Source organism: Paenibacillus oralis, from assembly GCF_003863965.1.
In the GTDB taxonomy this organism is placed as follows: Bacteria; Bacillota; Bacilli; order Paenibacillales; family Paenibacillaceae; genus Fontibacillus; species Fontibacillus oralis.
Genome location: NZ_RRCN01000001.1, coordinates 4,138,689 through 4,151,307 on the forward strand (window position 1 = coordinate 4,138,689; position 12,619 = coordinate 4,151,307).

The 12,619-nt window shown below is 57.0% G+C and carries 12 protein-coding genes; 6 read left to right on the forward strand and 6 right to left on the reverse strand.

Going from position 1 to position 12,619, the window contains the following annotated elements:
• Positions 1-178 precede the first annotated feature (178 nt).
• Together hemG and EHV15_RS18495 are read left to right on the forward strand one after the other, a co-directional pair.
• Positions 179-1,621: a protoporphyrinogen oxidase gene (gene hemG / locus EHV15_RS18490; protein WP_128632493.1), complete on the forward strand. Its 1,443-nt coding sequence runs from the start codon at positions 179-181 to the stop codon at positions 1,619-1,621.
• Positions 1,621-2,718 carry a TIGR04053 family radical SAM/SPASM domain-containing protein gene (locus EHV15_RS18495; RefSeq protein WP_128635421.1) on the forward strand — a complete coding sequence of 366 codons (1,098 nt, stop codon included), beginning with the start codon at positions 1,621-1,623 and terminating at the stop codon, positions 2,716-2,718. The genes hemG and EHV15_RS18495 overlap by 1 nt, the downstream gene beginning before the upstream one ends.
• A 119-nt stretch (positions 2,719-2,837) precedes the next feature.
• Here EHV15_RS18495 and EHV15_RS18500 read toward each other — a convergent pair whose 3' ends face one another.
• The 3 genes from EHV15_RS18500 to EHV15_RS18510 are packed head-to-tail and all read right to left on the reverse strand — an operon-like array spanning position 2,838 to position 3,679.
• Positions 2,838-3,071, reverse strand: coding sequence for a DUF2249 domain-containing protein (locus tag EHV15_RS18500; protein ID WP_128632494.1), 234 nt, complete (start codon positions 3,069-3,071; stop codon positions 2,838-2,840).
• Positions 3,071-3,430 (reverse strand): hypothetical protein, encoded by a 360-nt coding sequence (locus EHV15_RS18505; RefSeq protein ID WP_128632495.1) that lies wholly within the window; start codon positions 3,428-3,430, stop codon positions 3,071-3,073. Before EHV15_RS18505 ends, EHV15_RS18500 begins: the two co-directional genes overlap by 1 nt.
• A gap of 15 nt (positions 3,431-3,445) precedes the next feature.
• Positions 3,446-3,679, reverse strand: coding sequence for a DUF2249 domain-containing protein (locus EHV15_RS18510; RefSeq protein WP_128632496.1), 234 nt, complete (start codon positions 3,677-3,679; stop codon positions 3,446-3,448).
• Between the two features lie 233 nt (positions 3,680-3,912).
• On the opposite strand from EHV15_RS18510, the gene EHV15_RS18515 reads away from it, so the two are divergent.
• Positions 3,913-4,635 carry a YwiC-like family protein gene (locus EHV15_RS18515; RefSeq protein WP_128632497.1) on the forward strand — a complete coding sequence of 241 codons (723 nt, stop codon included), beginning with the start codon at positions 3,913-3,915 and terminating at the stop codon, positions 4,633-4,635.
• Between the two features lie 52 nt (positions 4,636-4,687).
• Positions 4,688-6,022, forward strand: coding sequence for a DRTGG domain-containing protein (locus EHV15_RS18520; protein ID WP_128632498.1), 1,335 nt, complete (start codon positions 4,688-4,690; stop codon positions 6,020-6,022).
• A 36-nt stretch (positions 6,023-6,058) separates the two neighbouring features.
• Here EHV15_RS18520 and EHV15_RS18525 read toward each other — a convergent pair whose 3' ends face one another.
• From EHV15_RS18525 to EHV15_RS18535, 3 genes are all read right to left on the reverse strand, one after another.
• On the reverse strand, positions 6,059-6,361 hold the full coding sequence (locus EHV15_RS18525; RefSeq protein WP_128632499.1) for a YtpI family protein: 303 nt from the start codon (positions 6,359-6,361) through the stop codon (positions 6,059-6,061).
• Positions 6,362-6,985: 624 nt separating this feature from the next.
• A complete protein-coding gene (locus EHV15_RS18530) occupies positions 6,986-7,483 on the reverse strand; it encodes a sporulation membrane protein YtrI (protein ID WP_128632500.1) in 498 nt (165 codons plus the stop codon).
• Complete coding sequence (locus EHV15_RS18535; protein WP_036624406.1) at positions 7,480-7,809, reverse strand: YtrH family sporulation protein; 330 nt, start codon at positions 7,807-7,809, stop codon at positions 7,480-7,482. The genes EHV15_RS18530 and EHV15_RS18535 overlap by 4 nt, the downstream gene beginning before the upstream one ends.
• 114 nt (positions 7,810-7,923) lie before the next feature.
• On the opposite strand from EHV15_RS18535, the gene EHV15_RS18540 reads away from it, so the two are divergent.
• Both EHV15_RS18540 and EHV15_RS18545 read left to right on the forward strand, forming a co-directional pair.
• Positions 7,924-11,796, forward strand: coding sequence for a DNA polymerase III subunit alpha (locus tag EHV15_RS18540; RefSeq protein WP_128632501.1), 3,873 nt, complete (start codon positions 7,924-7,926; stop codon positions 11,794-11,796).
• Positions 11,797-12,030: 234 nt separating this feature from the next.
• Entirely contained in the window at positions 12,031-12,285 is a 255-nt protein-coding gene (locus EHV15_RS18545; protein ID WP_128632502.1) for a hypothetical protein, read from the forward strand.
• Positions 12,286-12,619 lie beyond the last annotated feature (334 nt).

Consider the following 12,619-nt stretch of genomic DNA (forward strand, 5'->3'; position numbering starts at 1 on the left):
AGCTTCCTTTCCGCTTGATTTTTGACAATTTTAACCGAGAAATGTTGAACCCGGAGTGACTCAAGTCATAAAAAACGCGCTGGTCCAGAGGTTACGATAGCTTAAGAGCAAAAAATACGTAGGCCCTAAAAGCCTTAAGGCGTTCGGCTTGCGGTATTAAGGAGGTCGAAAGTTAGACGTGAGCAAAAAAATCGCCGTCATCGGCGGGGGAATCACCGGGTTAAGCGCGGCTTATTACGTGCGCAAATCGCTGCGCGAACGGGGAGTGGACGCCGGGGTTACCCTCATCGAGCAGTCCGATCGGCTGGGCGGTAAAATCCGTTCCCTGCGCCGTGACGGCTTTACGATAGAACAAGGCCCGGATTCCATGATCGCGCGCAAGCCCGCCGCGCTGGAATTGATCCGGGAACTCGGGCTGGAACATTTGCTGGCGGGGACGAACCCGCAGGCGAAGCGGAGTTATATCTTGCATCGGAGCAAATTTCACCCGATGCCGCCGGGGCTGATGCTCGGCATACCGACGCAAATGTGGCCGATGGTCAAGACGGGGCTGCTTTCTCCGGCCGGCAAGCTGCGAGCCGCCATGGACCTGCTGCTCCCCGCGCGGCGCGGCGGCGGCGACGAATCGCTGGGCGGATTCATCCGCCGCCGGCTCGGCAGAGAGGTGCTGGAGCAGATGACGGAGCCGCTCTTGGCCGGCATTTATGCCGGGGATACCGGGCAGCTTAGTTTGAAAGCGACGTTTCCGCAGTTTATGGAGATGGAGCGCAAGCACCGCAGTCTGATCCTCGGGCTGCTGGCCAGCAAAAAGCAGCCGCCGCAGGGGCGAAGCCAGGATCCGCTGCCGAAGGCCGCGCAAACCAGCATGTTTCTGACGTTAACCGGCGGTTTGGAAGTGCTGACGGACGCGCTGGCGGAATCGCTGAAGGAAGAAGACGTAATTACGGGGCAGTCGGTAACCGGGCTGTCGAAGCAAGAAGCAGGAGCAGGAGCAGGTTATGAGCTTAGCTTAAGCGGGGGCGAGCGTTTGATCGCCGACGGGGTCATTTTGGCGGCGCCGGCTTTTGCCGCGGCCCGGCTGCTGGAAGACGTTCCCGAAGCGGCTTATCTGGAGCGAATCCGCTATGTGTCTGTGGCCAATTTGGCCTTCGCCTACCGGCGGGAAGACGTTCCGCACGATTTGAACGGCTCCGGCGTGCTTATCCCGCGCGGGGAAGGCCGGATGATTACGGCGATTACTTGGGTTTCTTCGAAATGGCTGCACTCGGCTCCCGGCGATAAAGCGCTGCTGCGAACCTATATCGGCCGCTTGGGCGACGAGGCATGGACCGCGATGACCAGGGCCGACATCGAGCGCCGGGTGGCCGCCGAGCTGCACGATTTGCTGGGCATCACCGCCAGCCCGCTGTTTTGCGAGTTCGCTTCTTTGCCGGAATCGATGCCCCAGTATCCGGTCGGCCATGTTGAGCGGCTTGCGGCGCTGCGCGAAACATTGGCCCGCGCGAAGCCGGGGCTGCAGCTGTGCGGCGCGGGATATGCCGGCGTAGGCATCCCCGACTGCATCCGGCAAGGCAAGGAAGCCGCTGAAAACATGGCAGCTTATTTGGGGGATGGACGGTGATGCAAATGATTCAGGACAGGGACTACAACGTAAATCCGTTTATCGTCATCTGGGAAGTGACGCGGGCTTGCGCGTTAAAATGCCTGCACTGCCGGGCGGAAGCCCAGTATCATCCCGACCCGAGGCAGCTTAGCCTTGAGGAGGGGAAGAAGCTGATCGACGACATCGCGGAAATGGATAAACCGCTGTTTGTGTTTACCGGCGGCGATCCGCTGATGCGCCCCGATTTGTTCGAGCTGGCCCGGTACGCGATTCAGGACAAAGGGCTGCCCGTCTCGATGACGCCAAGCGCCACGCCGCGGGTCACGTTTTCCGCTGTGAGCAAGGCGAAGGAGGTTGGCTTGTCCCGCTGGGCGTTTAGCCTCGATGGTTCGACGGCCGAAATCCACGACCATTTTCGCGGAACACCGGGTTCCTATCAAATGACGATGAAGGGGATCGGTTTTTTGCAACAGCTCAATATTCCGATCCAGATCAATACGACGGTCTCACGTTACAATCTGGACGACCTGCCGCGGATCGCCGAAGCGGTGAAGGAGATGGGGGCCGTGCTTTGGAGCGTGTTTTTCCTCGTGCCGACAGGGCGGGGCATGGTGAAGGACATGATTACGCCCGAGGAGCATGAACGGGTGATGGAATGGCTGGCCAAGATGCAGCGGGCGATGCCTTACGGCATCAAAGCGACGGAGGCGCCGCACTACCGCCGCGTGTTTCTGCAGCAGCAAAAACGCGGCGCAGCTGCCGGCGAAGAGGCCGGGGCGGTGAAGCGGAAGGATGTGCTCGGCCGTTCGCCCAAGGGCGTTAACGACGGGGACGGGTTCGTGTTTATCAGCCATACCGGCGAGGTGTATCCGAGCGGATTTTTGCCGGTAAGCTGCGGCAATATGAGGGATTCGCGGCTTCCCGACATTTACCGGAATTCGCCGGTCATGCGGCAGCTCCGCGACAAGTCGCTGCTGAAGGGCAAATGCGGCGCCTGCGAGTTCAAGCAGCTTTGCGGCGGTTCCCGGGCCAGAGCGTACGCCGTGACCGGCGATTATCTGGAGAGCGACCCGTACTGCGTGTATATCCCGCAGGGATATGGAGCCAAGACTTAAGGCCGGAGGGCGCGGCGGCAATTTCGTGGGCAAGCAAAACCAAAAAGCGCGAGCAGCAGGAGGTATGGAACTCCTGCGCCCGCGCTTTTTTAACGCGTTCATATGGCAAACCGCTAACTTTAATTGCTTGGCTTAAAAGTCACCTTCCAGTGATCCGCAGCCAACTGCTCGCATTCGTTTGTGTAGCCTTTCGTCTCCAGCAGCTTAAGCAGCGGAACGGGTTTGATCGTAGCGTGCAGCACGAAAATTTCGTCCGCCTCCAACCGTTCAAAGGCGTCCATGATGATCCCAAACGGCTCCTCACCTTGGCGCAGCTGCGGGCGTACGTCGAGTTCAACGACCCGGTTTTCCATTAAATGTTCACCTCCACGTCGGTACGTTCCGCGGCCAGCGATCGGCACAGCCTTGCCATGCCGCTAAGCCCTTTCATGCCGCCATACAACGTATAGAAAAATGCATCCGGGGCATCCAGCGAAAAAGAAAGATATTGCTTCGGATCGATTCCCAGCATTTTTTCAAACAAGGCGGCGGTGTCATAGGCGTAGAAACAGAAATACGTATATTGAAATTCGGGCATTTTTTCGGCGATCGTTAAAATCTCGTTGGCGTAAAGCTCCGGATCGCTCTCCGCTTCCTCAATCATGCGCAAAGCGTCCTCCAGCTCGACGGCGATTTTTATCGTCTTTTCATCGATAACCGTAATCGTAGCCATAGGGCATTCCCCCGCTTAGTTTTTGCCGATCTTCACCTGGAACTTTTCCGGCCCCTGCTCAAGATACTCCCAGGTGAATTCTCCCGGATGCATCGCTTCAAATTGGAAACGCAGCGGTACCGGATCGTGGTCATTGATCAGCAGCATCGCTTCCCCCGGCGCCAAGTCGTTGTATGCGGCAAAAATCGTTTTATGCTTGAGTTGCGGCGGATATTCGGTGGCGTTAACGGTTGCTTTAAATTGACTCATGTGTAGTCCTCCCATAATTTAAAAATTTAACGATTCGCCCTCATTATATCAACGGTTTCGGAAACGATTGTGATATCAGTCACAAGATTGAGGAGCCGCATAAAATCGGCTTTTTATCTGTTGGGAAGCTGTCATGAATGCAGTGACTCGCGTCACTGGGGAGTTTTCTTCCGGCGGATATAATGATCGGGAATTTACCCCATCCACTTGGAAAATAAGGAGAGAATGCCGTCATGCGCTTGAAGCATTATATCCCCAATCAGCATGGAGCTTGGGCGATGTTGATCATTCCGTTTCTGTTCGGCATGGCCGCCTCGACCCCCGGGTGGATTCATGCCCTGCTGTTTGTTTGCTGGCTGCTGATTTACTTGCTGATGTTTCCTTTGCTGCAGTGGGTCCGCACAGGCAAAGGCGACCGCTACCGCAAACCGGCTCTCCTGTATGGAGCGCTTCTCGTCCCTGCCGGAACGGCGCTCGTCCTGCTTCGCCCCGACGTCATCATCATGGCGCTGTGGTTCCTGCCCCTGTTTGCCGTCAACGTCTACTACGCCAGGCAAAAACGCGAGCGCGCGCTAGTCAATGACATCGTCGCCATCGTGCAGTTCAGCATCATGGTATTCCTTTCGTTCGAACTGGGCGGCGGCACGGATTACAGGTTAGCTGTGAAGCTGTTTTTGATCAGCACAGGTTATTTCGTCGGCACGGCTTTTTATGTAAAAACGATTATCCGCGAGCGGAACAACCCCCGTTATTATTGGTATTCCGTGGGCTATCACCTGATTTTGATACTGCTCACCGCATGGCTGCTCCCCCTCCCGCTATTGCTGCCGGCTTTGCTGTTGCTGGCCAGAGCCGCGTGGTGTCCGCGCACTGGGATGACGGCGAAGCAAACCGGAATCATGGAAATTGTCTATTCCGTGATCGTGCTTGCGGCCGTATGGATGACTTATGCCTGAACGTGTATAATAGAAACAGAATAGTACAGATTCGGGCAAGGGGGTATAACAGTTGGAGGGGCGGGACGAGAGCGTAACAAAACATGAACAGCTGCTTCAACATATCGAACACCTTAAGATCGGGACGAAAATTTCGGTGCGCAAGCTGGCCAAGGCTATGGGGGTGAGCGAGGGAACGGCTTACCGTGCGGTTAAAGAGGCGGAAAACCTCGGCATCGTCATCACCAAGGAGCGGATCGGCACCGTTCGGGTCGAGAAGAAGCCGCGAAACATCTCCGACCAGCTGACGTTCGGCGATGTGGTCGATATCGTGGAAGGACATGTGCTGGGCGGCGGTGAAGGGCTGGACAAAACGCTGCACAAATACGTCATCGGCGCGATGAAAATCGATGCCATGGCGCGGTATATCGACGCCGGGAGCCTGCTGATCATCGGGAACCGCGACAACGCCCACTCGCTCGCCTTGGAACAAGGAGCGGGGGTGCTGGTGACCGGGGGCTTCGGCACCAGCCGCGAGGTCAAAGCGCTGGCGGACAAGCTGGCGCTGCCGATCATTTCCTCGCGCCACGATACGTTTACCGTTGCTTCCATGATCAACAGGGCCATTTTCGACAGGTTGATCAAGAAAAAAATCATGCTGGTCGAGGATATCGTCGCCCGGAAGCCGCGGGTGAACATGCTGAAAGCTGCGAGCAATATCTCCGATTTTGACGAATTGTCGCTGGAAACGGGGAATCAGCATTTTCCGGTCGTCGACGAATGGAACCGGGTCATCGGGATCGTCAGCCGCAAAAATGTGGAGGAGCTCAGCGGGGATCAGCCCATTGAAAAGTGCATGACCCGCCATCCGATTACGGTGGGGCTGCAGACGTCGCTGGCATCGGCCGCGCAAATCATGGTCTGGGAAGGGATCGATTTCTTGCCGGTGGTGGACCGCAACCGGAAGCTGGTTTCTTCCGTTACGCGCCGGGAGGTGCTGCAGGCGATGCGCGACGTGCGCAACCAGCCGCAGCTCGGGGAAACGTTCGAGCACCTGATGTGGAACGGTTTTGCCGAAGAGCGCGATGCGGAGGGAAAACTGTTTTTTCGCGGGATGATTACGCCTCAGATGGCCACCGACCTCGGCACGATTTCGCACGGCGTGCTCACCTCGCTGATGAGCCAGGCCGGCCTGCGGGCCGCCAAGGACGCAAGCGGCATGGACTTCGTCGTCGACAACATTACGACCTATTTCGTGCGGCCGGTGCAGATCGAAAACCCGGTCGTCATCCTTCCGGTAGTTTTGGAAATGAGCCGCCGGGCCTGCAAGCTGGAGATTATGTTAACCTACCAGGACCTCCTCATCTCCAAGGCGGTCATGGCGCTGCAATCGATCGACCACGCATAGCGGGGATATACGGAAATTTCCCGGAAACGAGCTTAACTACTCTGCTTTTTGGCGGCGGGAAAAGACACCGTGATTGCGGATGCCGGCAAAAATGTTAAACGCGCCAAGCACCATAAACAACGCGCCGATGACGACGCGGAGCGAAGAGCCGCTGAACATGAACATTTGGATCAGAGCCAGTATGATGAGCATGACCCCCATGCTGATGTTGGTTTTGGCGGCGGACAGCCCGCGAACCTTAGGATCGAGCGAACGGCGCGACTTAAAGCTGAAGAAAACGGAACAGAGGCAAGCGATAATGAGCACCGCGTACAGGACGTATTGAATCGTTTGGATCATGGCTAGATCTACAGCTCCTTTATATGAATGGCTTGATTGCTATGAAAAATGCGAGTGAGCATCGGCTCAACTTAGAAATCAGCGCTTAACCGCCGGTTACTGGAACGACGAACCGCCGGTTACTGGAGCGGCCGACCGCCGGTCTTCAAAATAGCGGCACTTTATGTACTTATTTATCTGGAGCCAGGCCTGTTCATCCCCATTAGCGACATTTTTTGCTCTTATTTTGGTTCAACCTAATCATCAGTGCTTGACAGTCAAGCCGGAAACAGACCGTGGCCTGGAGCGAGACTCGCTATCCGGAGGCTTTGCACGATTATCCCGTTTGATCATGTGACTTGGCTTTCTGAACCAAAGGGATAATCGTGCAAAGTGGTTTGGAGAGACAACCCCCCCTCATCTCCGTCATCATTTATTTTGTCAAGCACTGCGTCTTGAGCCCTTATTTTTCCTCATTTTTAAGCACACGGCTTACGTGAGCAACTGAAAAGTTTCCGCAGGAAACATACTTCGGAAGCGTCCGCTTAGGCCCGGCTGAATTCAAGATTGGACGCCGAATCCGCCCCCAAGAACAGCTTCGCGATCAAAATCCGTTTTTTAACAACCCTATTGTAGCATGAAAAGTTAGAGCCGGATATACGGCCGCATGTCCACCCACACCTGCAGCACGCCTTCGCTCACGAGCATCGTTTTGATCTGGATGCTGTATTCCTTGTCGCGCACGACATAGATTTTCCGGTTCAGCAGCGTCCTGGCCATTTTGGCGTCGGAATCGATGTCGAAAATGTTCCTGCCGCGAAGCACCTCAAGTTCGTCATGCAGCTGTTTGGTGACCTCTTTGACCGCAAGCGAATCGAGCGGGGGGTCACGTTCCTCCACGCGCACCTTGATTTCTTTGATCACGGTCGAGCGGTTATTGTATTTTTTCAGCGTCCGGAGGTCTTCCTCGGCTTGATGCAGTTGGATCTGCAGATCCTTGTTCTGAATCCACAGCATGTTGTAGCTTGTCTGATAGATTACGTTATATACGATGCTTCCCGCCACCATCCCCAAAACAAACACGGCGGCAAGCTGCAAAAACCGACGGAATCCCTTGATTTCCGGCCGCTTTGCTTCACTCATCCCCGGCTTCCCCCGCACATCCATCTCACCAGCTCGGAACCCATATGGGCGCCAAAGAAAGCAAACAGCAAATACAAAATCTGCTTGATGGCCGGGGACAAGTTTCCGTCAAAAAAATTGCTTTCGATGACCCGCATCGGATCGATCGTGCCCCCGATCGCGGCGGCAAGCGCCCAAATTTTAATGCGGTCGGCGATGTCCAGCATCGTTTGGGTCGGCGGCTGCAGGGAAACGACGGCACCGATTCCGCCAACCATTGCCCCGCCCACGACGATTCCGAATGCGATAAAAAAGTCCATAACCGCTTTGCTCAAAAACGAACTCACGATAAAAGCTCCCCTTTCCGAGGTCTGTCCTGTCCTCTACCATTCTATGGGCGCGCTTGGGCCATGTATGATAAAATATTTATAGATATAAGCAAAAGGAAAGGAAGGGATCGCATGGACAATTTCGTTCATCTGCACGTACATAGCGAATACAGCTTGCTTGACGGCGCGGCCAGGCTGGAAGAGCTCGTCGCCAAGGCGGCGGCTTCCGGTATGAAGGCGCTCGCGCTGACGGATCATGGAGTCATGTACGGCGCGGTTCCTTTTTATAAATTGTGCAAGGCTCACGGGATCAAGCCGATTATCGGCTGCGAGGTTTATTTTACGGCAGGCTCGCGCAAGGAGCGGGGGAGCCGTCAGGATCAGCCGATCCATCATCTGATTTTGCTGGCTAAAAACGAGACCGGGTACCGGAATTTGATGAAGCTGGTCTCGATCGGTCATCTGGAAGGCTTCCACTACAAGCCCCGGATCGATTGGGAGGCGCTGGAGCGGCATCGGGAAGGGCTGATCTGCTTAAGCGCCTGCCTGGGCGGAGAGGTGCCGCATCATTTGCTGCGCGGGTCTTACGAAGAAGCGAAAAAAGCGGCGCTGCGCTATAAGTCGGCGTTTGGGGGAGATTTTTATCTGGAGCTGCAGGATCACGGCCTTCCGGAGCAAAAAAAGGTAAACCCCCAGCTCGTTCAGCTGGCGCAAGAGACAGGGATCGAACTGGTGGCCACCAACGATGTGCATTACTTGAACAGGGAGGACGCCGAGGTTCAGGATGTGCTCATTTGCATCGGCACCGGCAAAACGGTCGACGACGAAAACCGGCTCAAGATGAACACGGACCAGCTCTACTTAAAAACCGGAGATGAGATGGCCGCATTGTTCCCGCATGTGCCGGAGGCGCTGGCCAATACGGTGAAGATAGCTGACCGCTGCGAGCTTGAGCTGGAATTCGGCCGCCATATTTTGCCGGCTTACCGCCCGATTCCGGAAGGGATGACCGCGGAGAGTTATTTGGCTGAGCTGTGCGAAAAAGGACTGGAGGAGCGCTACGGCCATCTGGACGTGTGGCGGGATAAGGCGGATCGGGAACGGCTTGAGCAGCGGCTGCGGTATGAGCTGGAAGTGATCGGCAAGATGGGATTTTCCGATTATTTTCTTATCGTTTGGGATTTCATCGCCTTCGCTCACCAAAGCGGGATCGTCACCGGCCCGGGCCGGGGATCGTCGGCGGGCAGCCTGGTCGCTTACGTGCTGCATATTACCGACGTTGACCCGATTAAATATAACCTGCTGTTTGAACGGTTTTTGAATCCGGAGCGGGTGACGATGCCGGATATCGATATCGATTTCAGCGACGAGCGCCGCGACGAGGTGATTGCCTATGTGGCCGACAAGTACGGTGCGGAGCACGTGGCCCAGATCATTACGTTCGGAACGATGGCGGCCCGCGCCGCCGTTCGCGATGTAGGCCGGGCGCTGAACGTGCCGTTTGGCGAAGTCGACAAGGCGGCGAAGCTGATTCCGGCGCATCTGGGCATCACGATTGAGCGGGCCCTGAAAGAGAGCCCGGATTTAAAAGCGATGTACGAATCGGCGCCGCGAATTAAAAATTTGCTGGACATGGCGATGAAGGTGGAAGGCATGCCGCGGCACGCCTCCACGCACGCCGCCGGGGTCGTCATCTCGCGCGATCCGCTGACGGACGCGGTGCCGCTGCAATCCGGGAGCGAGGATACCGCTTTAACTCAATTTTCAATGGAAAACCTCGAATCGATCGGCCTGCTCAAAATGGACTTTTTGGGCCTGCGCACATTGTCCATCATCGAGCGGTGCCTGCGCTGGATCGAAGAGCAGACGGGAAGCGTTCCCGATTTCCGGCATGTTCCCGATAATGATCCGGCTACTTATAACATGCTCGGACGGGGCGAGACGACCGGGGTGTTCCAGATGGAATCCGCGGGGATGCGCCGGGTTTTGCGCGAATTGAAGCCGACGTTGTTCGAAGATATCGTTTCGGTGAACGCGCTTTACCGTCCCGGTCCGATGGAGTTCATTCCGAAATACATCGCCAGCAAGCACGGGCAGATCACGGTTGAGTTTCCGCATCCGGATCTTGAGCCGATTCTGAAGGACACGTATGGGATCATCGTCTATCAGGAGCAAATCATGCAAATCGCCTCCAAAATGGCTGGATTTTCCTTGGGAGAAGCCGATTTGCTGCGGCGCGCCGTCTCGAAGAAAAAGCGGGAAGTGCTCGACGAGCAGCGTGAGCATTTCGTCAGCGGCAGCTTGGCCCAGGGTTATACCGCCGAGGAGGCAAACGCCGTGTACGATATGATCGTTCGCTTTGCCGATTACGGCTTTGCGCGGGCGCATGCGGCCGCCTATGGCGTGCTGGCGTTCCAGACGGCGTATCTTAAGGCGCATTACCCCGTCCAGTTCATGGCCTCGATGCTGACCGCCGTTATGGGCAGCCACCGCAAGGTGGCGGAGTATATCGTCGAATGCCGGCGGATGGGCATCACCGTGCTGCCGCCGGACGTGAACGAAAGCGGCGTGCTGTTTACGCCGCAGGCTCGGGTTGGCGCCGGGGCTGCGGACGAGGGCTCCGCTGGAGGAACGGCGGGAGGCCCGGAAGCAGGGGAAGGCGCGTTTGCGGCCGAAACCGGCTTGACGGAACAGGCTAAGGCCGGTGAGTCCGGCGGGGAAGACGGCGAGGCGACGGGCGATTCTGATGTTGCCTTGGGCGTGATCCGTTTCGGGCTCGCGGCGATCAAAAACGTTGGCACCCAGGCGATCGAAAGCATTATGCGCGAGCGGAAGGAGCGGCCGTTCGACAGCCTGCTCGATTTTTGCCGCCGCGTCGATTTGCGGACGTGCAACAAACGCGTCATTGAATCGTTGATCCAGGGCGGCGCGTTCGACTCCCTCCCGGGACACCGCGCTCAACTGTTGGCAATGCTGGACGAGACGGTGGAAGCCGCGCTCAAATGGCGCAAGGAGCGGGAGGATTTGCAGATCCAGCTGTTCGATTTTGTGGAATCGCCAAACTGGGACATCGAGTATCCCGAAGTTCCGCCGTTTACGGCCGCGCAACAGCTGGAATTGGAGCGGGAGCTGCTCGGTTTGTACCTGTCCGGCCACCCGCTGGACGATTACGATGAGTTGCTTGAGCAGGGGGGCGTTGACCGGCTGATGGATTTGGCGGAAGCGGCGGATGAAAGCCGGACGGTTGTGGCCGGGATGGTCGTGTCGGTCAAAGCGATCACGACCAAGCAGGGCAAGGCGATGGCTTTCATGGAATTGGAGGACCAGATCGAACGCTGTGAGGTCGTGCTGTTCCCCGAGGTGTGGCGGCGCTGCTCGGCGCATGTCAGCAAGGGGGCTTTGCTTGCGCTGCGCGCCACTGTCCAGCTGCAGGACGAAGGCTTCAAGCTGCTGGCCGACGAAGTGGCCCCGCTTGGCGCGCCGGCGCTGGCGCAGCTGCGCCGCGGGCTTACGCGCGGGCGCGGCGCCGGCCGAAGCGCCGCAGCGGGCAGCGGCGGCAGGGGCGCGAGCGCCGGCCGGAGCGGCGGCGCTGAGCAGCCGCCCGCGCTTGCAGCGGCGGCGCAGGACGCGCCTGCGGCTGCGGGCCAGCCCCGGCGCGAGCCCGCGCCGGCAGGGGCGCCGCAAGGCGCCGCTGCTGGGTGCCCCGGCGCGGGCGATGCCGCGGGCAGCGCCGCACCGCCCGCGCAGGGCGGCCGCCACGGGCGGGAGACGCGCGGACAGCAGCGCGTCTTCATCAAAATCACGGCCGCGTCGGAGAACGCGCGCCTGCTCGAGCAGTTGAAGACGCTGCTCGAGCAGCACCCCGGACCGGTTGGGACGGTGCTGTTCTACGAGAGCACCGGCAAGCTGTTGGCCTTGTCCGAACGTTACAGCATCAAACCGTCCCCTGCGCTTTTCCGTGAAATGGAACAGATGCTCGGACCGGACACCGTAAAGGTGAGGTAATCGGACTATGCTCGTCCTTGTCCATTGGTCGGCTTCGCATTCATGTCCATTGGCCGGACTATCGCTTGCCTCCCTAGCAAAGCTTTCACGCGGGAAAGGTGTGCTTTTCGCGAAAAACTAGTAGACCGATCCGGAAATAACATGGTTTATCTCTAGGTGAGTACTATAAATCGCTGTTCCCCATCCGATCCTGGCAATAGTATCGCAAACGCTCAGCGAGCATGAACGGAATAGATGGCAAGAGTCAGACTGGCGGAACACCCAAAAAATAGCGGAACTTTAAGGTCTTATTTTCCGGAAATGAGCATGTTCAACACCATTAGCGGAATTTTTTGGCCTTATTTCCCAACGGATGGTGCACAAAGTGGCTATTCCCCTGCGATACGTAGAAATAACGCCATAAATTTCCGCTATTTCACTCAAAGTGGGGCTATCGCCGAAATAGCGCCATTTTTTTCTCTTATGTTTTCGCCTGAGCTTTTCAACTAGCTAACTTGAAAAGGATGTAAAAGCAGCCCTCCTTGCAAAATGGAAGCGACAAGCACCCATTGAAGGAGGGCTGCATTTTTGGTAAGCCCGCCCAGTGTACGTTAAAGAGTGCGGTTCAGACTTAAAAAGGCGTGGGACGCAGCAGCACAAGGTTTAATGGACACCAGTAACGCGGGCGGTCAGCAAGGTCTTCTAATTTTGCAGGCAACCCCAGTCTGGCCCAAAAAATACAAAGCAGCCCACTCGTCCCACATTTCCAGTTCTAACGGATATTTCCAATCAGAATGAGGCGTCAGATCACGAAAGTCTGTCGCCCGGCTGTACTGGCTACCCT